The 22,717-nt window shown below is 48.4% G+C and carries 18 protein-coding genes; 15 read left to right on the top strand and 3 right to left on the bottom strand.

Annotated elements, in window-relative coordinates; genetic code table 11:
- Window positions 1-3: 3 nt before the first annotated feature.
- The 5 genes from KNQ03_RS07550 to KNQ03_RS07530 all read left to right on the top strand — a co-directional run bounded on the left by KNQ03_RS07550 (window position 4) and on the right by KNQ03_RS07530 (window position 6,727).
- Complete coding sequence (locus KNQ03_RS07550) at window positions 4-2,739, top strand: adhesive domain-containing protein (RefSeq protein ID WP_214724138.1); 2,736 nt, start codon at window positions 4-6, stop codon at window positions 2,737-2,739.
- Window positions 2,740-2,818: 79 nt separating this feature from the next.
- On the top strand, window positions 2,819-4,447 hold the full coding sequence (locus tag KNQ03_RS07545) for a hypothetical protein (protein ID WP_214724136.1): 1,629 nt from the start codon (window positions 2,819-2,821) through the stop codon (window positions 4,445-4,447).
- Complete coding sequence (locus KNQ03_RS07540) at window positions 4,444-5,061, top strand: class D sortase (RefSeq protein WP_214724134.1); 618 nt, start codon at window positions 4,444-4,446, stop codon at window positions 5,059-5,061. Before KNQ03_RS07545 ends, KNQ03_RS07540 begins: the two co-directional genes overlap by 4 nt.
- Entirely contained in the window at window positions 5,058-6,119 is a 1,062-nt protein-coding gene (locus KNQ03_RS07535) for a YheC/YheD family protein (protein WP_214724132.1), read from the top strand. Before KNQ03_RS07540 ends, KNQ03_RS07535 begins: the two co-directional genes overlap by 4 nt.
- Before the next feature lie 14 nt (window positions 6,120-6,133).
- Window positions 6,134-6,727 carry a hypothetical protein gene (locus KNQ03_RS07530; RefSeq protein WP_214724130.1) on the top strand — a complete coding sequence of 198 codons (594 nt, stop codon included), beginning with the start codon at window positions 6,134-6,136 and terminating at the stop codon, window positions 6,725-6,727.
- A gap of 38 nt (window positions 6,728-6,765) precedes the next feature.
- Here the strand turns inward: KNQ03_RS07530 and KNQ03_RS07525 are convergent, their stop codons facing one another.
- The gene (locus KNQ03_RS07525; protein WP_214724128.1) at window positions 6,766-7,701 is read right to left on the bottom strand and encodes a class F sortase; all 936 of its coding nucleotides are present in this window, start codon (window positions 7,699-7,701) and stop codon (window positions 6,766-6,768) included.
- A 96-nt stretch (window positions 7,702-7,797) separates the two neighbouring features.
- Window positions 7,798-9,165, bottom strand: a complete 1,368-nt coding sequence (locus tag KNQ03_RS07520) for a copper amine oxidase (RefSeq protein ID WP_214724126.1) — start codon at window positions 9,163-9,165, stop codon at window positions 7,798-7,800.
- Window positions 9,166-9,569: 404 nt separating this feature from the next.
- On the opposite strand from KNQ03_RS07520, the gene KNQ03_RS07515 reads away from it, so the two are divergent.
- From KNQ03_RS07515 to KNQ03_RS07490, 6 genes are all read left to right on the top strand, one after another.
- Window positions 9,570-9,866 (top strand): DNA-directed RNA polymerase subunit beta, encoded by a 297-nt coding sequence (locus KNQ03_RS07515; protein WP_029342717.1) that lies wholly within the window; start codon window positions 9,570-9,572, stop codon window positions 9,864-9,866.
- Between the two features lie 27 nt (window positions 9,867-9,893).
- Window positions 9,894-10,316 carry a 3-hydroxyacyl-ACP dehydratase FabZ gene (fabZ, locus tag KNQ03_RS07510; RefSeq protein ID WP_029342716.1) on the top strand — a complete coding sequence of 141 codons (423 nt, stop codon included), beginning with the start codon at window positions 9,894-9,896 and terminating at the stop codon, window positions 10,314-10,316.
- A 7-nt stretch (window positions 10,317-10,323) separates the two neighbouring features.
- On the top strand, window positions 10,324-10,746 hold the full coding sequence (locus tag KNQ03_RS07505) for a hypothetical protein (protein WP_029342715.1): 423 nt from the start codon (window positions 10,324-10,326) through the stop codon (window positions 10,744-10,746).
- 96 nt (window positions 10,747-10,842) lie between these two features.
- A complete protein-coding gene (locus KNQ03_RS07500) occupies window positions 10,843-11,157 on the top strand; it encodes a four-helix bundle copper-binding protein (RefSeq protein WP_214724124.1) in 315 nt (104 codons plus the stop codon).
- A 135-nt stretch (window positions 11,158-11,292) separates the two neighbouring features.
- On the top strand, window positions 11,293-12,861 hold the full coding sequence (locus tag KNQ03_RS07495; RefSeq protein WP_214724122.1) for an SdrD B-like domain-containing protein: 1,569 nt from the start codon (window positions 11,293-11,295) through the stop codon (window positions 12,859-12,861).
- 111 nt (window positions 12,862-12,972) lie between these two features.
- Complete coding sequence (locus tag KNQ03_RS07490; protein ID WP_214724120.1) at window positions 12,973-13,398, top strand: helix-turn-helix domain-containing protein; 426 nt, start codon at window positions 12,973-12,975, stop codon at window positions 13,396-13,398.
- 69 nt (window positions 13,399-13,467) lie between these two features.
- Here the strand turns inward: KNQ03_RS07490 and KNQ03_RS07485 are convergent, their stop codons facing one another.
- Window positions 13,468-13,719, bottom strand: coding sequence for a hypothetical protein (locus KNQ03_RS07485; protein ID WP_230088487.1), 252 nt, complete (start codon window positions 13,717-13,719; stop codon window positions 13,468-13,470).
- Window positions 13,720-13,882: 163 nt separating this feature from the next.
- Here KNQ03_RS07485 and KNQ03_RS07480 point away from each other — a divergent pair, with 163 nt between their 5' ends.
- From KNQ03_RS07480 to KNQ03_RS07465, 4 genes are all read left to right on the top strand, one after another.
- Window positions 13,883-14,293, top strand: coding sequence for a hypothetical protein (locus KNQ03_RS07480; protein WP_195864377.1), 411 nt, complete (start codon window positions 13,883-13,885; stop codon window positions 14,291-14,293).
- A gap of 499 nt (window positions 14,294-14,792) precedes the next feature.
- Window positions 14,793-18,131: a hypothetical protein gene (locus tag KNQ03_RS07475; protein ID WP_214724118.1), complete on the top strand. Its 3,339-nt coding sequence runs from the start codon at window positions 14,793-14,795 to the stop codon at window positions 18,129-18,131.
- Window positions 18,132-18,338: 207 nt separating this feature from the next.
- A complete protein-coding gene (locus KNQ03_RS07470; RefSeq protein WP_214724116.1) occupies window positions 18,339-21,017 on the top strand; it encodes a glycoside hydrolase family 70 protein in 2,679 nt (892 codons plus the stop codon).
- A gap of 123 nt (window positions 21,018-21,140) precedes the next feature.
- The gene (locus tag KNQ03_RS07465) at window positions 21,141-22,715 is read left to right on the top strand and encodes a S8 family peptidase (protein WP_214724114.1); all 1,575 of its coding nucleotides are present in this window, start codon (window positions 21,141-21,143) and stop codon (window positions 22,713-22,715) included.
- The last annotated feature ends 2 nt before the right edge of the window (window positions 22,716-22,717 follow it).

The following is a 22,717-nucleotide window of genomic DNA, read 5'->3' as shown; positions in this document are numbered from 1 at the left end:
GAAATGAAGAAAAAAGCACCTGATTTTCGAAAGAAGATGAATCGACACCATAGAAACCACACACGAAGACTAGTGAAACTGCTGGCAGCGTCCTCTCTCGCCCTCTCTCCGATCTCATTCACCTATACAAAAACCGAAGCAGCTGAGAATTCTGAAAAGAAGTTTCAGACGCAACAAAGTCAATTCGCGAACTCGGTTCGAAACTCGCTTGTCCAAGGACCGAATCGAGTCAGCTTAGCTGAAGTTCAACTATTGACGGATGTCGCGGTCAATGCAAATCTGACGGAACAACCGGATAACTATGATTTAGCCCTTAATTTAACCGGAGTCGGATTAGCCGATGCGGAAGTATTGAACCCGGACCGGGTGGCCGTCTTCAACATTCCAGATTTAGCGGGAAAAATGCAGGCGAACGGTAATGCGTCAGTTAGTGTTGAACTATTACCAATTACACTCGAAGATTTACCGACGCTGAAAGGTCAACTCGATCCTCTGACGGGAACAGTAGCAGCTACTGTGACTGACCTGTTAGCGGGTATCGATCGATTACAACGAACGCCAGTCGTAGGTAGTTTATTGAGAGTAGAAGGGCTCACAGAATTAACGAATGCCCTGGATAATCTACAGAATTTAGATACCGCACTGTCAGACCTTCTAGACTATGAAGGCTCTGCCCCAGTCACGATTAATCCGGATGGTTCAATCGTGATTGATTTTAGTGATGGTTTAGGACAACATCTTGATACGTTAACGAAACAAGTCGTTCAAGACGCCTTGACCGATTTGGTCAATGCCATCACGAATTTAAAATTATCCGGAATAGCAGGAAATTTAATCGATCCTGTTTTAAACCCGGTTAAAGCTCTTTTACCAGGTGTAAATAATGTTCTGACTGCTGTGACGAACGATACGGTGAACTTATCGAATGAACTCGTAGGTGTACAAGTACTTGGACCAACTTCTGTTAGTGCCAATATCATCGTTGATAAACCGGCTGGAGTTGCTCAAGACGAAGTTGTTGTTACAGGATCTGTCGTCAATACGTCTGCAATCGATGCACAACTGCTCGCCGATCTAGATGGTCAAGATACGATTGTCTTTGATGAAGAGGCAGATGGAGATGCGGATGCTGACGCTGACGCGGATGCCGATGCTGACGCAGATGCCGACGCTGACGCCGACGCTGATGCGGACGCGGACGCTGATGCAGATGCCGACGCTGATGCGGATGCTGACGCCGATGCCGATGCCGATGCCGATGCTGATGCTGATGCTGATGCCGATGCCGATGCTGACGCCGATGCGGATGCGGATGCTGACGCTGACGCGGATGCGGATGCTGACGCCGATGCCGATGCGGATGCGGATGCGGATGCTGACGCCGATGCGGATGCCGACGCCGATGCCGATGCCGATGCGGATGCGGATGCTGACGCCGATGCGGATGCCGATGCCGATGCGGATGCGGATGCTGACGCCGATGCCGACGCTGACGCCGATGCGGATGCGGATGCCGACGCCGACGCCGACGCCGACGCCGATGCGGATGCGGATGCTGACGCGGATGCGGATGCGGATGCCGACGCTGATGCCGACGCCGATGCTGACGCCGATGCCGATGCGGATGCCGACGCTGACGCTGACGCGGATGCCGACGCTGATGCGGATGCCGACGCCGATGCTGACGCCGATGCTGACGCCGATGCGGATGCCGATGCGGACGCCGATGCGGATGCCGACGCTGACGCCGATGCGGATGCCGATGCGGATGCTGACGCCGATGCGGATGCTGACGCCGACGCCGATGCAGATGCTGACGCCGATGCAGATGCTGACGCCGACGCCGATGCCGATGCCGATGCTGACGCTGATGCGGATGCTGACGCCGATGCAGATGCTGACGCCGATGCAGATGCTGACGCAGATGCGGATGCCGACGCAGATGCGGATGCCGACGCCGATGCGGATGCGGATGCCGACGCTGACGCTGATGCGGATGCTGACGCCGACGCCGATGCCGACGCCGATGCCGACGCTGATGCCGACGCCGATGCGGACGCTGATGCTGACGCTGACGCCGATGCTGACGCCGATGCTGACGCCGATGCTGACGCCGATGCGGATGCTGACGCCGACGCCGATGCCGACGCTGATGCCGACGCCGATGCGGACGCTGATGCTGACGCTGATGCCGATGCTGACGCTGATGCGGATGCGGATGCTGACGCTGACGCTGACGCGGATGCCGACGCCGATGCTGATGCGGATGCGGATAACGATAACAATGGAGACAAGGATAATGCTAATGGTGGAGATAATGGTAACAACGAAAATAGTGGGGACGATTCCAACAATGTTTCGAATCAAAACACTAATACTGACAATGATAATATCTTCATAACGATTCCAGCCGTGACACCACCTATGACACCGCCGAGTAATGGATCAGTCATCACCCCATCTCCAATAGTGAGTTCAGGATCAAACATCAAGCCTACACCTTCATCAGGCTCTCTAAGTAGTTCGAGCGTTAAACCGACGTTACCGAACACTTCGGTTAAAGCATCAACCGTGAAATCACCACTCGTTTCAAAACCGATCACTCAACCAGTCAAACGTATCGTCGGTGGTACGCTACCGAACACTTCGGAAAATCTGTTCTTGATCACCCTCATGGGAATGCTTGCGACAGCTGCTGGATTGTTCACGAAACTGTTCCGTCGCCGTCCACAAGAGTAAGTCATGCTGTAGTTAATCGTAGTGGGGCCATCTGTGCCTCACTGCGATTCATCCTTTTAGAATAGGAGTGAAGCTGAACATGGATCTGCTCAACCGATTCACCACTGCCATGGATGTACTGGAACAACACATGAAGACCGATGATATCTATTACTGGAATCGTCAGATGATGTTATTCGTCTCACTCGGACAAGCATCGGAGCGGGCCCGTGTCGTTCGATTCCAAGGCAAAGGACTACAATCCGTAAAAGATCAAGCACGTAATTGGCTCCGCAAACAACCGGAGATGGAGTGGTTAAAACTCGATATCGCTCGAAACTTTGAGGCACTTTCGTTTGAGACTTTAAATGAGCGGGTGAAAGACACACGGAAAAATTACTTCCGATACGGAATCGCATTCGATCGGAAGATGCAATGTGCCTATCTAGAAGAAGAATTGAATGGTAATGCCGTTTTGACACAAGATCCGACGCATCAAGAACTACACATCAATCTAACGAACTTGAGCAATTATGCGCACCAACAAGGGCGGACGGAGCGGATGGACTTTCATCCGACAAGTCCATGCCTCCTCTTTGATACACTCGGTGTCTTCGCAGACGAAACACCATATGTACTTGAAGTCATACGTGATGTCGAAAAAATCCGTGAGACGACAAGCCCACTTCCTTCTGAAATCAAGACGATCGTCGCCCAGTCGAGTGAGTATCTTGCTCGCCAAGTCCGGACGAATGGTCGCTTCCAATATGGTTACTTCCCATGCTTTGATAAACCGATCAAGTTCTATAACAGCTTACGTCATGCAAGCACACTCTATTCAATGATTGAAGCCTATCGACTGACACCAAGCGAACGATTACGCAAAGCAATCGATCGAGCAAAACGCTATTTGATCGAGGAATTGATCGTACATGAAGGGGAGCGTTCCTTCGTGCTTGATCGTGAATCGAACGAAATCAAGCTCGGCGCGAATGCTGCAGCGATCTTAGCATTAACAGAATACATGCAGACGTTTCAGATGACCGAGGATCTACGACTCAGTCAACGACTCGCAGCCGGCATTCTTTCACTGCAACAACCATCAGGTCAATACCTGCACGTACTCGAGTATCCGTCGTTTGCGTTGAAGGATGCCTTCCGGATTATCTACTACGAAGGAGAAGCGACGTATGCCTTGATGCGGTTATACGCACTCGATTCCAATCCACGTTGGCTCGACAGTGTCGTCCAATCGTTTGATCATTTCATCGCTAAATCGTACTGGAAATTTCACGATCACTGGTTGAGTTACAGTGCGAATGAGTTGACGAAATGGTTACCGGAAGCGCGGTATTTCCAGTTCGGTCTCAAGAATGTCTCTCCGAAACTCGACTTCATTCATCACCGGGAGACGACGTACCCGACGTTCCTCGAGCTGATGCTTGCGGCACGCGAGATGATCGACCGGATCGAAGCGCTCGGACGAGCCGACTTGTTAGCCGACTTTCCACTCGACTGGCTCGACCAGACGATTGAACGACGGATGATTTATCAGCGAAACGGCTTCTTCTATCCAGAAGTCGCGATGTATATGAAGAAACCCGGTCGGATTCTCGGAAGTTTTTATATTCGGCACCACTCGATGCGGGTCCGGATCGATGACGTCGAGCATAATTTGTCTGGGTATTGCCGTGCATGGACACGAATGCTGAAGGAGGTGCCGTCATGATGCGACGCGTATCAACGCTGTTACTCGTCATCGGACTTACCTTACTTGGATACGTCGGGTATCAGAAACTGACGATCCAGCAAACCTTGACGACGGAACTCGCAAAAGCAAAAGATGTCGTGCAGGCGGAAGGAACGTCATCGACGACATCAAAATCAGCAGCAACGAGCAAACAAGCGAAGGAGAAGACGGAGGATGTCCTCTTCCAAACCGGTGAGACGGTCGGTTATTTAAAAGTGCCGTCACTTGAAATGGAGTTGCCGGTACTCGAAGGCGTAGATGATGCGACACTCGCAAAAGGCGTCGGGCATCATCCGGAGACGGCCTTTCCAGGTCAAGGCGACCGGATTTTCCTCGCCGGGCATAACGATACAACATTCTCGAAAATCAGTAAGTTGAAGAAGGGCGACGAGGTCGTCCTCTATCTCGCGAATGGGTCCTATCGTTACGTCATGCAGTCGAGCGAGATTGTCGATTATAAAGATACGCGGGTCCTTGAGTCAACGAAGCAGGAGTCGCTCGTCGTCTCGACCTGTTATCCGTTTTATAACGTCACGGACAGTACGGAACGTTATTTGATCTACTTTGAACCCGTCGAGGAGGATGCGTCATGATACGAATCGGAATTTTACGCTTGAACGAGAATCCACAGTTTCGCGATAAGATTGCCTGCGTCATCGGTGCTTCGATGGGCATTGATATCTTCTTTTTCCGTCCACGTGATGTCAATTTTGAAAATCGGACGATCCGCGGACTCTTCTTTGACGAAGATGCCTGGCACCCAAGTATGTATGAGTTTCCGGACGTCATCTACAATCATTTGCCACTCAGTGATGCAGACAAGGAATTGTTTAATCGTCTCGCAGCCGAGATTCCCTTTACGACGCACCGAATCGGCAATAAAAACGTCGTCTTACGTCAACTGGCGCAAGAAGGATCGTTTCAGGATGTCTTGATTCCGATGCACCGGGTAAAGAAAGGAAAGGCGATTTTCCCGCTGATTGAAAAGTACGGAAAAATCGTTTTCAAGCCGGCAAATGGAAAACAAGGGCAACGGATTTATACGATCGAGCCGGAGGGAGACCAGTACCGGTTCAGCCATCTACTCGAGTCGACTGTCTGTTCGACAGGGGAATTGATTAGCCGCATCGAAGAAGAGACAAAACGGAATCCGATGCTCGTCCAGCCGTTCATCGCCTCGCAAACGATCCATGGGCATTCGTATTGCATGCGGATCCATGTCGCGAAGGGAGCGGACGGGCGATGGAAACTCGTCAAATATTTTCCGTTCGTCAGCAACAATCATCAAGAATCGGTCAGCCATCTTAGTCACGGAGCATTCTCGACGACGCGGATGGATATCTTCATGAAGCAGAACTATCCGGATCAACATGAAGCGATTTCGCGACGGATCGTTGACTTTGCGCGACGATTCCCCGTTTATTTCGAATCGTTTTATGCCTACCCGCTCGATGCGCTCGGGATCGATGTCGGGATCGGTGCGGATGGGAAAATCTATCTCTATGAGGTCAACAGCTTGCCTGGTACGCGCTACGTCGAGTTTCAGGCAGAGTATCTAGCAGTCCAGTATTGCCAGTACCTTGCGACACATGGGCGTCCCGGTGTACATGGACTCGATCAGGGATGGATGAAGGAACGGATCGAGGCTTAGAAAAGAGGCGACGTGTGAAGACAGTATTGTTTTATGTGATGTCGGGCTTGCTCGTCCTCATCATCGTAACGAAATTCATGGTCCCGCTCTTCGGTTGGTTTCAGGCAGAGGAGCCAGTAAAAGAGACGAAACCACGGACATCGATCCGACTGGACGAAGCACAGCTGAAGCAGTTCGATCGCGAAGATCGACTTGGTGTCGTCTATGAGATGGCAGGATTGAAGCTGAAGACGCTGGACGTTGATACGACGGAAAAAACGCGGCAAACACCACTTGTTCAAATGAAGGTCGAAAAACAAAAGCTCCTCCAAGTGATGGGGGAGCCGGGGCGGTTGCTTGCGATCACGGTCAAAGTGACGAATCAGTCAGCGGACGAGATTGAAATCTTACCAAAGATCGGGGAGTATGAGACAGAGGACGAGATTGTAACGATTGCGGATCAATTTAATGCCTTGAACGGTAAATATAAACCGAGTGAGAGCCGGATCGGGATCGTCTTCATTCCGTCGGAGCAGCTCCGCGTGACGGAAGGGCGGCTCAGTCTGTTCTATGAGACGATGTCCGGTAAAAAACAACTCCGGATTGCGTTACCGGCAGCAAGTAAATAAAGAACGGGATGCCTCCGACTTAGAGACATCCCGTTTTGTCATTTCTGAACGGCGCTGAACGCGTCTTCTGATTCGATTCCTGCTTTACTGACAGCTGTGATGACGAAACGACCAGTTGCATCTTCAGGAAGTGGGAACGCTTTACGCTCGATCGATTCGGTCGTACCGAGTTTTTTGCGTTTTCCGTCCTTCTCTTGATAGATGTTGTATTTGACGACATCTTCATCCGTTGACGCATACCAGTTGACGAATCCACCACTGATCCGAATGTTCGTCGCCGGTTTCGGTGGTGTCTTAACAGGGTCAGACGCCTTCTCATCCAGTTCCGTGAAGACGACGAGACGATCATCATACGTGCCTTGATTTTCATCATACGTTCCGATACAGGTGATCAAGTTGAGGTTCCGGGTATCGGCTGGACCGAAGATTTTTTTCAGTGGTGCTTTCAAGTGATCGTACTGAACGATTTCTTTGACGCGGAAGACGAGCTTACGTCCAGACGCATCGGTGATTTCGACGGGATCACCTTTCTTCAGCTCATGCAGTTTATAGAAGATCGCTGGACCGGTCTTCGTATCAGTGTGACCGTCGATGACGGCATTACCGACGTCACCGGGACGCGGACCGAACTTATACCAGCCGGCTTGTTGTTCGTTTTTAGGTGTCGCCATCGCACCATCCTTATCGAGCCCGACCTGTTCGACCTTCGTCTTGATGTCGTGCTTCGGGATGACGAGTTGTTTTGGAAGCTCGACCTCCGTTGCCGAGAGGTCCTTGAACTCCTTCTTGAAGATTTCAGACGGCTTGAGCGGATCTTCTTCCTTCGTCTCGGAAGAGGCCGCGGATTCTGTTTTGGGGTCACCTTGCGTGATGTTTGATGTATCCGGTTTTGTTTGACCGAACAAGAGGAACAGCAGTGTTCCGACCGATGCGACCATCAAGAGGATGCTCGCCGGTAATAACCAACGTTTCATAAACGCGTATCTCCTTTCCGAGAGAAGGGATTCCCTCTATGTACAAAAATAACAGGATAGCATGTCGCTATCCTGTTATTGATTATACCCAATTTCTTAGGCGTTTTGACGTTTACGTGCGAGGACAAGACCGACTGCTCCGAGTGCAAGACCGAATACTGCGATCGCACCAGTTGTTGCAGCTGAGTTATTATCGCTCATTCCACCGTTACCTGTGTTAGGCATTGATCCTGGAGTACCATCCATGAACTTCTCTGGTGATTGTTTAACGATTGCATCACCGAGGTTAGCTCCTACGCCGTACATGTAAGCGTAAGACTCACGGAATGTGTCGACAGAACCTTTGTAGTCGCCTTCAACATACTGCATGAACGTATCTTGGACGTAAGTCTCGTGACCTGATACGGCTTCTTGTGCTGCTTTTGTTGGAAGGTTTTCTTCTGTAGCGGCACCAAGGAATGCACCGAAGTCGTTCGAGAACATTTTGAGCATGTCTTGTGCGTCACCCATCAATTTCTTGTCGTCATTGATTGCTGCTGTGACGAGGTTCGCTTGTGCTTCGATGTGGTTTTTCGTCCAAACTTGCTCGAACTGATCTGCACCGGCTTGACCGTAGATCGATTTGATTGCTACTTTGAAGTCAGCTGTGTGCATATCTTCAGCCCAGTTTGCTGCATCATAGTCTTTCGCTTGATCGACACCAGCTGTTAAGCTGAGGTTTGCAAGAGCGACGTGTTCAGCTGCAAGGCTGTTGAGTGTTGAACGAAGATCTGCTGCTTTTGAGTCAGCTTTCGTGTTGTCGAATTTCTCTGGCATCTGTGTTGTGATTGCAACAGAGAGTGCTTTTGAGATATCGTACATGCGGCTGTACCCTTCACGGAACGTGTTGTACGATCCTTCGTAGTCACCAGCTGCATATTGCTGGAATGTTTTGTAGACGTCTGCTTCGTGAGCACGGAGGACTTCTTCAGCTGCTGCTTTCGGGAGTTTACCTTCCGTAGCTGTATCGAGGAAGCTTGAGAGATCTTGAACGAACTCTTCTGTTTCTTTCTTCGAAGCGTTGATACCGTCTTGGTCGTCTGCTTTTACAGCTTTGACGAGGTCTGTCGTATATTTGTTGTGATCAACGAAGATTTTCTCGAACTGTTTTGCGCCTTCTTCGCCGTAGACTGAAGCGATTGCTGGAGTCATGTCGAGTGCGTTTTGTTTGAGTGCTGCTTCGTAGTACTGTGCGTCTTTTGAACCGTCATACTGTTTCTTCATGTCCATGACTGCGAGGACGAAGTGCTCAGAGAGTAATTGATCGAGTGTTGCACGAAGATCAGCGGCTTTTGTTTTGACCGTGACGTTTTTCGGTGCATCTTGTTTCATGTCTTCTCCGCCACCGGAAGCGAATGCTGCCGTTCCTGGTAGTACGAGTGCTGCTGCCATTGCTGATGCTGCGAATTTTTTCGTGTGTTTCATCTTAAATCATTCCTCTCAGTTTTTGGTTTATTTGGTAGGTGTTTCTTGCCTGTTCTGAATAGCTTACGCAACGTCGGGTGGTTTGGATTGCATAAAGTTTTAATTTTTTTAATGAGTTGTTGAAGTGATGTTTCGTGCCATCCAAGGACCGTTGTTGCGTCGTTCTGGAAAGCTTACGCCGGACAGTTCAGTTTGGATTTAAAAAAGTGTAAAAAAACCGCAGAACGTGGGAAACTGTTTTTCGCCTTCCTTATATACACAAACTAAAATTTTTTAGAGGAATTGCCTGTCTCATCGTGTTACACTAGTTGCGGAACACGTTTTGTAGCGAATTTGGAACTATTTAATACCAGGTACTAATATGCTATACTGTTCTCAGACTGAATCAATGAAAGGTGATCAAGATGGTACAAAACCAAACAGGCACGGATCAGCCAACGCGTGAACGCCTGAAGAAGAAGCAACAGGCTTCAAACCAGGAAACCGGCAATCCGGAGCACAAATCAGAGCGACGTCTTCGTGCATATTCGACACGCCGAGTTCCGATCATCGTACGTGTACTGATCGTTCTCGTTCTCATCGTCGTAGCACTGATCGTCGGCGCAATGGTGGGTTATGCGACGTTTGGTGGTGGCGAGGCAATGGATGTGTTAAAGCTCGACACATGGACCCGCATCACCGATTTTTGGATGAAATCTTAATTTAATCAGTGATGGGAGCTGTCGAATATGTATACGATCGAACAAATCAAGGAAGTCATTCCGCATCGGTATCCGTTTTTACTCGTTGACCGCATTTTGGAAGTCGAAGAGGGAAAACGTGCCGTTGGAATCAAGAACGTCACGGCGAACGAAGAATTCTTCAATGGCCATTTCCCAGAATACAATGTCATGCCCGGCGTCTTGATCGTCGAAGCACTCGCCCAAGTTGGTGCCTTCGCCGTGCTGAAGATGGAAGAGAACCAAGGGAAGCTCGCCTTCTTCGCAGGAATTGAAGGATGCCGCTTTAAACGTCAAGTCGTGCCCGGGGATCAGCTCCGCCTCGAAGTCGAATTGACGAAGGTCCGTGGACCAATCGGTAAAGGTCGTGCCACAGCCACAGTCGATGGGGAAGTCGCCTGTGTCGCTGAACTGACGTTTGCTATGAAGTGAAGCGAACATGAAACGCTGGCTTCTCCCCCTCGCGATTTCCTTACTCGTCGTTCCTGGTTGTCAGCGCGCAGAACAAGCGAAGACCGCTTCCCCGACGGTCATCGTGGATCCTGTTAAGCGTGCAGGACAGACCGAGAACATTTCCGCACAGGTCACCCTGACGGAAAATGACCGGATGCGTCTCGTCATCCGGACAGCGAATGACATTCGACTCGATGACCAACAGGTCGATATCCGGCTCGAAGTCGCCAACCAATCGATTCCGTTTCCGTTCGTCTCCTTCGAAGCGAAGAAGATGGGGGAAATCCGGACCTATACGTCCAATACGACGATCGAAAAAGAAGTCTTCGATGACCAGCGTCTTCCGGTCCTCATCATTGATGCAGGAGCAGGCCGTGGGATCGAAATTCCGCTTGAAATCGTCAAATAAGACAGCATAGTGAGCTTCTAGCTCCATGTGCTGTCTTATTTTTGTTTGATTTCGGCTCGTGAGGGAACAGAAAATAGATATAAAGGAGGAATTAATATGAATCACATCTTACAGCAACGACTGACAGATTGTATTCTTGCTTGTAATCATTGTTTTGATGCCTGTCTGAAGGAAGAACATGTCGGGCATATGGCGGATTGTATTCGACTCGACCGGGATTGTGCGGATATCTGTAGCCTCTTGCTACAAGCAATCGCTCGAAACAGCTCGAATGTCGCGGTTCTTGCAAAGGCATGCCAGGAGATATGTGAAGCCTGTGCCGCTGAGTGTAGTAAACACGATCATGACCATTGCCAAGCGTGTGCGAAGGCGTGTACGGCATGTGCGCAAGCGTGTAGTCAGCTCGTCTAAGACCTTGTCTCTCGACAAGGCTTTTTTATTATAAAAAAATAGCAGGAATTCAAGATTTTTTCTGGTTATTTTTGGCGGATTTGTTTACTATTTAGGGAGGTAATATTAAATCACGATAGGAGCATACATACACTCATGAGAAAACTTAGCTTACTTTTGATGGCACTCGTCGTCGCGTTCGGACTGAAGTTACCGGTCTACGCAGAAACTGTCGAGTGGGACGTCACTGGGACGGGCACGGGTCCATATACGTTGACGTTTGAAGGCACAGGAATCGTTGATATCACGTCGGAGACGGCACTCGTCTTTGAAGATGGCGTGACAGGTGAAGACGTCAACATCGAAGAGACACCGGTCGTGACGTTCACGGCAGAGACGGCACCTGTCGTCAAGGTCGTCTCAGCAGATGGACAACGGACGATTCTTGTCCAGTTCGGTAAAGTTGTCGCGCCAGAAGAGCCGAAGACAAAAGAACCAACTCCAGAGACACCAGTAACAGAAGAACCGGTCAAAGAAGATCCAGCAACGGACGAACCGGTGACGGAGGAACCGACACCAGAAGAGCCTGTGACGGAAGAACCGGTCAAGGAAGAGCCGACGACAGACGAGCCAGAGACGGGTGATGACGCGACACCGACACCAGTCGAGGTACCGACGACGGCAACGATCGAAGGAACGATCTGGTTCGATGAGAACGAAGACGGCATTCGCCAAGAGAAGGAAACACGTCTCGATGATGTCGTCGTCTATTTGATGGACCGGAATGAAGATGTCATCGATGAAGTATACACGAAGAATGGTCTATACAGCTTCAAGGATTTAAAACCAGGAACATATGAAGTCGAAGTCGACGGATATGACATGGGGTACTATTTCTATTCCGAGCAAAACGTTGGTGACGACCGGACGATCGACTCCGATGTCGATGAAGACTTTGGGATGAAGAAAGTCCGTCTCGTCGCAGGTCAGACGGAAGTGATCGACGCTGGGATTTACGGCGACGAAGAGCTCGACGGTATGTTCGAGCATTGGTTAGCTGTCGTCAATTTCTTTGATGCAAACGGAAACCAACAGCCAGATTTTGATGAAGGAACAGTTCCTGCGACGTATACGGTAACGGATGCGATCACAGGAAAGGATGTCTATCAGGAAAAGATCGCAAAAGATGACTTGATGATGCTCCAACTTGATCCGGGAACGTACACGATCAAGACGGAAGTCGCAGCGGGCTACACGGTCAAAGCGATGCATCACCTTGACATGGATGACTTGATGATGGATATGGATGAAGAGATGTATGAAGACTATGAGTCATTCGCTCAGCAAGCGAAAGCGATGAAACTGATGGCGAGCGATGAAGAAGCAATCTCGCCGGAAGAACAAGAGATGATTGATGAATTGTTGAAGTACTTCGAGCGAAAATCACCGGAAGCGGGTGTGACGATCGAAGAAGGCAGCCTCGGTACGATCTTGCTCGCGGAAATCGCGAAAGCAGAACCGGTCGCAAAACCGACGCCAACACCAACGTCAACAGAAACATCTGTTCAGACAGTCGAATCGGCTGAAAAACAATCAAAACCTACGACAACGACAGCAACGGGCACATTACCACAAGCAGGTGAAGACAAGCCGTTCCCATATGCAGCAACGGGAGCAGGACTTGCGATCGTCGGCCTTTGGTTACTCGTTCGTCGGGGAGCATAACGATTAGAGACCTTCTATACGAGGGTCTCTTTTTTGATGTGTGTATCCTTTGACACACACGCACACATGTGTGTATAGTAAAGGTACTACTAGAGGGAAAGAGGGATGACGATGTTAACGACAAAACAGATCAGTGAATTGTTACGTGTCTCAGAAGAAACGGTCCGTCGCTGGATTCGGACGGGCGAATTGCATGCCGAACAGGACGGAAAAGGGTATCTCGTCGATGAGTTGGCGCTGAAACGTCTCGTCGATGAGAAGTCGCAGATTCCAGGAACCGCGATGAACAAGATTCTCCCACTCATCCAAGATATGTTCGGACCGGAGGCGGCTCAGTTTGCGAAATCAAACTTGTTTGGCCCACTCCGTCAATCGATGGAGCAAGCCCCTCCAAAGCCGGAAGCATCGAACGAGTCACTCGCAGAAGAACTCGATCGTCTAAAACGCAAAAAACGTCGTCTCGAACTTGAGCACGAACTGAAGTTGCTTGAGATTGAAGAGAAGATCGCAGCAATCGAACGGAAAGTCCAGTCCTGAACACGAAAAGCGATGTCCCCAATTGAGGAGACATCGCTTTTTTTCGTTCGACCATAAGAAAAACCCACTTCACGAGTCGGAAGGGGTTTTGTCGTTTGCTTGTTTCTTTTTACGGTACCAGTACCAGTAAGCAAGTCCCAGTCCAATCGGGATTGCAGCCAAGTACGGGTTAGCTTCGATGAAGCTGATCATCTCAAAGAGCGCGAACCATCCACTAATTAAACCGAGGATGAGTAAAATCGTCCGTAGTGCTTCGGGAAGCTTGCGGATCCGATACGCAATGAGACAGACGAGGCAAAAGATAATGATAGCCACGAGCATTCCTCCCATTCCCGTAATTCAGTATAGCGTATTCGGAAAGCTTTTTCGATGTTGAATGATGGGAAAAGATTCAAATCCGTTCCGAACAATCGAACCGTTTGACCTGTCATGATAAGTGAGCCCCTCGCGGACTCGCTTATTTTTGATGAAAAGGAGCAAATACATGGTCATTGATTATTTCGCAGTCTTACCGAGTGGGAAAAAAGGCGCACTAGAGCCGCACTGTCTGACTCAAGGAACATGGTATCAGCGTATCAATGAGGAATTGTTTCGAGCCATCCATTATGGAGCCGGGATCATCCGAATCCGTGATAAAGGAGCGGAACTGCGGATTCCGATCGAGTTCGGATTCGGTTATGTCTTGCAGTACCTGCGTCAGTTCACGGAGGCGGAACGACAGGAAGGACGAAAACGTCATGTCTTGCAACGACAGCTTGATTGGATTGGTCGCGGATTACCGATTGAATTAAAGCGACGCGGAACGAAGATCGAAATGTGGGCCGATGATGTCCATCGCTTGCATCGGGAATCGTTCCTACGAGCAATCGAAAAAGCAGATCATTTCATCTCGTAAAATCGAAACTTTATTTTAGTAAAACGAAAATAAGACAAAACTTAATAAAATGTAAGCGTTTTCTTTAAAGGGGTGAATCCAAAATTTAATTTCCATGCACAGCCTATGTAAATATATTTTGATTTACTACTATTCACCTATTTTTTACAAAAAATCTATTGTGGCGTCTTTCCTAGTTTTGTATATTTGACCTGTAGCGTTTCTACCGATTCTCAAAAACGAAACGGTGGAACGCACGAATCTACAATCAGAAATGGCTTCTTGGAGCGATTTCGGCAGTTTCTTTAGTTCATCCCAATCGGATACATAATGGCTCACGAATGGATCGTCTTGATGATAGACGAAAAGTCGCACGTGAAACAGAACGTACTCCTCCTAAGACGACTAAAGAATTTTTTAACTGCTTTAAAGTAAAATATTTCTATATTTTACTTATATTGTAGATTATAAATTGGGATTTGCGCTTTTGATTTGTTAGAAAAGAGGAGGAATAGTAAACATGGGTTATTCGAAAAAAACGAACAAATTGTACGCTGCTGCAGCTGCGCTTGCAGTCACGGCGTCTGTCGTAGCACCGGTTGCTGCTGATGCAGCATCGAAGGTCTCGGTTAAATACATCTCTCCAATCTTGATGAAGCACGCTGGTGGTTCGAAATATGCAGTAAAGAAATTGACGCTTCCGACGAAAGTCAAAGTCAAACTTTCAAACGGCAAGTACGAAATGCGCTCAGTCAAATGGAGCGGTTCTGTCAAATTCGAAAAGAAATACATCAACAAATACCAAGTCCTTTACGGTAAGGTAGCGGGTACGACGAAAAAAGCGATCCTCAAAGTCGAACTTCAAAACTACCCAGTTGATGTTCTCGAACCAGTCCTCGAGCCGGTCGCTGTTGGCGGAAAAGTTCAATTGCCAAGCACGATCAGCATCCAGTACAAATCAGGTATCATCGTGAAACGCCCAATCAGCAAGTTCAATCTCAAAACTCCATCGACTTCAAAAGCAGGAAAATATAAACTGGCTTACTCGTACAAAGGTGCTAATTCTGTCGTAACAGGTTACATCAACTACGAAGTCAAGGCAGCAAGCATCTCGAACGTCATGGGAAGCGTCGATGATCAGATGCTTTCAGTCAAAGCAGACGTCATGTACCCGGCAGTCGGCGCAATGGCAGAACTCTTGATCTACCCAGGAAAAGACATGTCAGCAACTCCAATCGTTGCAAAAGGAACGCTCTCGAAAGGGAAGTTCATGGCATCACAAGGTGGCATTCCAGAAGGAACACACAGCTACGTCGTCAAAGTCGGCGATGTCAAATCAGCTCCGATGGACTTCACGATTGCAAACACAGTTCTCGCTTCAGCAAAAGCAATCGGCAAAGAGAAAGTCGAAGTCTCATTCTCGCGTGCCGTTGACTCTGTCTCAGCAGACAACTTCAAAATCGCAGGTGCGACAGTCAAGTCAGCGACACTTAGCGCAGACAAGAAGTCAGCAGTTCTTGAAGTCGAAGGACTCGAGTACGGCATGGACTACTCAGTTGACGCAAAAGGCATCTTGATTGGTGGCGTTGCAAAAGACCTCGGTTCACTCAGCTTCATGACGCAAAGCGTCGAAAACATCTGGATGCTTGAAGTGACACCAAAAGCGTCTTCGATCCTTGCAAACGGATCAGACAACACGGAAGTCACATTCCAGTTGAAAAACAAAGCAACAGGTGAAGTCGATACGAAAGCAGACGATATCGTCTTGAAATTATCGACATCATTCGGTTCACTCGCGAAAGAACGCGTTACGATTCAAGATGGTAAAGCGACGGTTCTCTTGACGTCTGAGTTCAGCAACACAGACATCGAAGCAACGATCGATGCGCAAATCATCGAGACGGTCAATGGCGAGTACAAAGACTTGATCGGTAAGATCGATGGACAAGCGAAAGTCAAATTCAGCACGGTCATGGTTACACCAGCACCAGTTGAATTGATCAACGTTCTTGCAGCGGAATCGAACCAAGCGGATCGTGTGACGATTTTCCTCGATAAAGCCGTTTCACGTGACCTTCTCTTGAAATCGTTCGGTCTCGATAAGAAATTACCGACTGTTGACGAGAGTGAATACCTCGCAAACGACAACATCCAAATCGAACAGTTCGATGGTTCGAAACGCGTCATCGGTATCAAATCGATTCCTTCGAATCCAAAAGCATTCGAATTGATCCTTGATAAAGAAACACCACTCCAAGACAACGCAACTGTTAAAGTGCTTGCGAAAATCACGAGCAGCACGGATACAGAAGTGAAGTCAAAAGCAAGCTTCAAGTTGACAGATGCACGTCAGCCGGAAGTCACTTCGGTCAAACCAGTCGGTCTGAACCAACTTGAAGTGAAATTCTCTGAAGCAATCGCAGGCGCGAAGTTCAAAATCGATGGTCAATACGGCGAGAAGTACTTCAAAGTCGAATACCTCGGATTTGATAACAAAACAGGTGTCGATCGCCGTGATACAGTCATCATCACGTTGAACGATGCGAAAATGATGGGTGTTGCTCCAGAAGAAGCGTATCCAGGAGCAAAAGAAGGCTACTTCGCACCTGGTAAACACTCACTCCAAATTTGGAACACGATGGACTTCGCAGCCCTTTCGGATGAGTCGAACATCGGAACGACACAAAACCTCGACTTCACAGTTGCTGCTGATACAGTCAAGCCAACTGCAGGCGTCGTTGTTGAGTCGCCAGAGCAATTCCGTATCATGTTCAGCAAACAGCTTAAAGGTCTCGACCTCGACGCAGTCAAAGCATTGCTTGCTTCGAAGAAGTTGAAACTCGAGCGTTACAACTCGAACACGAAGTTGTACGAAGACTTCAGCCAGTATGCTGATGTCACGTACTACGATGAAGAGACAGGCGAAGTTCTCCTCGAACTCAATAAGGACTGGACGGAAATCTACGATACAGTCAACACGAAAGAGAACTACTACAACGATAAGTTCAAACTTTCGCTCGCAAAAGATTCTGTCAAAGCAGAAGCAAACGGCGAGAAAAACGACGCGTTGTCGCTTGATCTCAACTATGCTGGTTCACCGCTCAACTCTCCAGATCTGAAGAGTGCGGAAATCACGACGATTGACCGTTACCTCTTGACGAATGACTTCACAGTCATGATGAGCGAGCCGGTTAAACTTCGTGGTCTTGATCAGTCGGATACACCACTCATCAACGCAGAAGGTACAGTACTTCCGCCGAAAACAACAGTTGAGTTCATCGGTAAAGATAAAAACGGTAAAACCGTTACGATCGATGGATCAGTCGTTGGTTACACGGATAGCTCAGATATGAACTTCCGCGTCGCTGCGAATGATAACCTTCAGTATCTCGTCGACAAAGACGGTTACGGAGAAGAGTGGAAAGTCGTCGTCAAGTCACTCTCTGACGATGTCGGTAACACGGTTGCTACAGCGACACACGACTTCAAAGTTTCGAAAACGCCAGTCACACCAGTGGCTTCACCATTCGAAATCGTTAAAGTCACGGCAAATGCAAAAGACGAAAAAGACGTCATCCGTATCAAGTTCACAGAAGGTGTTCAATACACGGGCATGTACGATGCAACGAACACTGCTCAGTACACGTTGAACGGAAAAAATCTCCCAGTCGGCACAAGCATCTCGCTTGCAGATTCGGATGATGATATCACGAACGGTCTCGACATCGTTAAGATCAAAGTTCCAGAAGGGACACTTAAAACATTGTCGAACGTCATCACGGTCAACAAAGAGCTTCAGTCGTATGACAACTCTGTCTTGACTGGTGGTTACGAGAAAGCAGTTCTTCTCGGACTATAAGAAACGTAAAATCTCTTCCTACTACGGTAGGGAGAGGTTTTTTTGTGACAAAATAGCGCAATCGATTGCATTTTGGTAAATCTATTTACCTATTTTATAAATTTACATCTGTCTTTACTTTAAGAAGATGTTAAATTATGTGATGTTATTTGGAATTTTAGGTATAAATAATCAAAAATATACATCTTTAAAAGGGAGATTAGACTCATGAACAAGACGAAAAAAGTCTCAACAGGTTTGCTTGCGGCATTGGTCGCGACAAGCGGACTGACGTATGCACCAGAAAGCGCAAAGGCTTTCGCACCAAGTGAAAAGCTCGACAATCGCGTTATTTTCCAAAGCTTCAGCCTGTATCAACCGTACGAAAGCAACATGTACCGGACGCTTGCTAAAAAAGGTGAATTGCTCAATTCATGGGGCGTAACAGATGTGTGGTTACCGCCTGCATATCGTTCATTCGATATGGCACGTTACATGGAAGGATATGCAATCGCTGACCGTTATGACCTCGGTGAATTCCCACAAGGACCAAATAAAACAGTTGCGACGAAATACGGAAAAGCCACACAACTCGAGATGATGGTCGACATGTTGCATGACGACAACATCAAAGTCCAGATGGACCTCGTTCCGAACCAAATGCTCGGTCTCAATCAACGTGAAGCTGTTTTCGTTCGTCGTGCGACAAGCTCAGGTGAGCCGTTCACGAACCCGTTCACAGGCGGAGAAAAAACGAAGACGCTCGCAACACCTTACCTCGCTTATACAAAAGGTGGCGGTATGGGACAAGCAAAATATGGTTACCTCAAAGAATGGAACAAATCGTTCATCAATGGAACATCACTGCAAGGGCAGGGGATGGGCCGCGTCATGACGGACAAAGACGGTAAACCATACCGTTACTTCGGCAAAGACGATGCGAAGAACTACTTACCAGAATGGTTGCTTGACGCAGCGAAGACACAGAACTTGAATGTCATCGATACGTATCTCGCAGCAGACGGCTGGTATGAAGTCTCACCAGAGAACTGGAAGCCGATGCTTTCGCAATATGCGAAGGATGAAGGATACCTCGAGTACATGAAACAAAACGGCTTCGCAACAAAAGAAGCATTGCTCACTTCAACGGAAAACGGAAAAATCGCTTCGTTGACAGAAGAATACATGAAAACACAAGCTGCGTACGGTTATGGATCAGAAGAACGTTCATACCAAAACGATAACTCAGGGATCGATATCGAAGATCAATTCCTTTTCGTCGATGAGACTGGCTTCCCAACGCAGGCATACAACAAAACGATGACGAACAACGATGAGTTCTTGATCGGTGTCGACCTTGCGAACTCGAACCCAGAAGTCATCAAGGAGCAAAAGAACTGGATGAAGTGGATGCTTGAGACATACAAGTTCGACGGTTTCCGGATCGATGCAGCATCACACTATGATACGAGAATCTTGAATGCAGAAGCAGAAGTGTCAAAAGCGCACTTCGGTAAAAAAGATTACCTCAGCTACATCGAGAGCTATAAAACAGAACAGAATGCTTACATGAAAGCTAACAATAATGAACAACTCGTCATGGACGGAGAGCTTTACTTCACGCTCCGTTCAGCACTTACGCCATCGAACAAACGTGCACTCCGTGACTTAGCGAAAGTCTCAGTCGTTAACCGTGAAGGTGACGGCGCGACGAACGTTCAAGCGAACTGGTCATTCGTCAACAACCATGACCAAGAGAAAAACCGCGTCAACCAAATCATGCTTGATGCGTACGGCATCAAAACGAATACGCAGTACGGAAAAGACGGCGAGCCGAAATCGTTCGAGAAGCTCTACAATAAAGAAGATGAAGCGAAGGCACTTGCGATCTACAACAAAGAACTCGCAAGTCCAACGAAGAAATACTCGACGGAAAACGTCGTCGCGCAATACGCGTTCCTTCTTTCGAACAAAAACACGGTGCCAACGGTCTACTACGGTGATCTCTACCAGACGGATGCATCGTACATGTCGAAAACGACACCGTACTATGATGAAATCACGAATCTCCTAAAAGTCCGTAAACAGTATGCGTATGGTAAACAACACGTTGCGTACCACACGTCGAACACGTCAAAAGAAGCGGGTAAAGACTTGATCTCAAGCGTCCGTTTCGGAAAAGACCGCAACACAGGTGTCGCGACAGTCATCGGGAAAAACGCAGCGCTTGATACGACAGTTCAAGTCAACATGGGTAAAACACACGCGAACCAAGTCTTCGTCGATGCTAGTGGCGTCACGAACACGAAACTCGTCACAGATAAGAACGGTATCTTGACGGTTCCAGTCAAAGGCATCAAGACAGCTGAAGTCAACGGTTACGTCGGCGTCTTCGTTCCACAAGCAACAAAGGCACCAGTCGCAACGACCAAAGCCGGTGCAGTTTATCAAGGAAAAGCACTCGACTTGAAAACGACAGTCGCGAACACGACATCAGCAGTTGCGTCAACACGCTACCGTGTCCTTGATACGAAAAAAGCGACAGTTGATTCAAAAGGTCGCCTGACAGGTAAAGCAACAGGTAAGACGACGGTTGAAGCAACGGTTACGTTAAAAGACGGTTTTGTCTTGAAAACAGTTTTACCGATCGAAACAAAAGCAAACAGCGTCACGCTGAAAGCAACAAAAGCAACACTCAAGAAGAACCAGACGACACGTATCGCGTATACGTCAGCAACGGATAAGATCAAATCTGTTCAGTATACATCAGCAAACAAAAAAGTCGCGCAAGTCTCGTCACGTGGTAACGTAAAAGGAATCAAAGCAGGTAAGACGACGATCCGTGTCACATACACGACAGTAGGAAACTACAAAGTCGTCAAAACATTCACAGTCACAGTCAAGTAATATTAGACATCACTCTCCCTGCGAGAGTGATGTTTTTTTGATTCACATCAATGTTTTACTATATTCCACATAATTCCATCTAATCCGGGTATTAGTAAGAAAGACCTAGAGGGAGGAACAATGATGCGAACATGGATAGCAGGGAGCTTAGCACTTGGTTTGATCTGTAGTACAGTACCAGTCAAGGCGCTTGAAAAGCAGGAAACGATTCGTCCGGCAACACTAATGAAGGCAAAGGAAGTCCCCACGTTTTCGAAACAAGCCGGCAGCGCCTTAACAGGTCGCTTTGACTCGGATGGATTTGCGGTCTGGTATTTTGATGCGAAGAATTTTGTCGCAAAAGGAACGCACTTTGAGTTCGAGCTCGACTACGATACGTACGGAACGATGTTCGCCAGTAAAGCGGACGCGGAAGCAGGTCGCGTCTACAACCGCTACTATCAAGTTACGGGTGATACACTCTACTTCCCACTCAGTTGGAGCGGACGCCAATACTTAGTTCTCGAAGGCTATCCGGGCGATCGTTATTCTGTTCCTGCCTACATCTCACGTTACGAACCGATCGAGGAATCGATGACAGCTGCCGTCAAAGCAGTCAAACCAGCGTTACTTGTTCAGACACGTCCTGGTGCAATGCGGGCGCAATCGTTCGGTGCCTCAAAAGTCGAACCACTAGCGTCTGAGCTTCGCATCGAACGACTCGTCTATAATTCCTATGCTGACGCTGAAGCAGCGAAGAAAAAGTTCGAGCGATCGAATAGCGTTGCGTTCGCAGAGTTCGACGCACCGATCCAAGCCTTCAGTATCGACGCCTATCAAAAACATCAGTGGTCGCTGCAGAACACGGGACAAAAGAAGGGACTGAAGGGAGCAGACATCGGCTTCGTCGCCATGCAAAAACGCATCAAAGGCAAGAAGCTGTCTGCAACGAAAGTCGCAGTCCTCGACTCCGGCATCAATCCAACGTATGCGGACTTCGCTGGTAAAGTCCGGATGGATCTCGGCTATGATTTCATCAATGGCGATAAGACAGCCTGGGATGATAACGGACACGGTTCACACGTCGCCGGGATCATTGCAGCAGGTGGAAATAATACGTACGGGATGACCGGTATCAATCCGATGACGACGTTGATTCCAATTAAGGTGCTCGATGAGTCAGGGGCTGGTTCGGTCTCGGGACTCGTCAAAGGCATCCAGCATGCGACAAAACAAGGTACCCGAGTCATCAATATGAGTCTCGGTGGTAGTTCTTCTTCGAAATCGATCGAGTCGGCATTAGCCGCAGCGGTCAAGAAGAACATCCTGATCGTCGCTGCTTCCGGGAACGAAGGACGCGGAACGGTCGCATATCCGGCCCGTTCGAAATATGTCTTGTCGGTCGGTGCAACCGGACGAAAGGATACAAAAGCGTCGTTCTCGAATTATGGAACGGGTCTAGACCTCGTCGCTCCCGGCGTCTCGATTCCAAGCTACCTCGCAGATGGAGAGTTGTTATATGGAAGTGGGACTTCGATGGCGACGCCACACGTCGCAGGTGTCGCGAGTCTTATGATCAGTCTGAAGCCTTCTTTGAAGGCAGGTAGTGTGGAAAGTATCCTCAAGAAATCAGCGAAGGATCTCGGTAAAAAAGGCTATGATACGAGTTATGGTGCCGGTCGTTTGAATGCCGATAACGCCGTCAAACTGATCCCTTAATG

The organism is Exiguobacterium sp. s143, from assembly GCF_018618895.1.
Classification (GTDB): Bacteria; Bacillota; Bacilli; order Exiguobacteriales; family Exiguobacteriaceae; genus Exiguobacterium_A; species Exiguobacterium_A abrahamii.
Note: the sequence above shows the minus strand (reverse complement) of the source record. Positions and strands in the feature narration are given on the sequence as shown.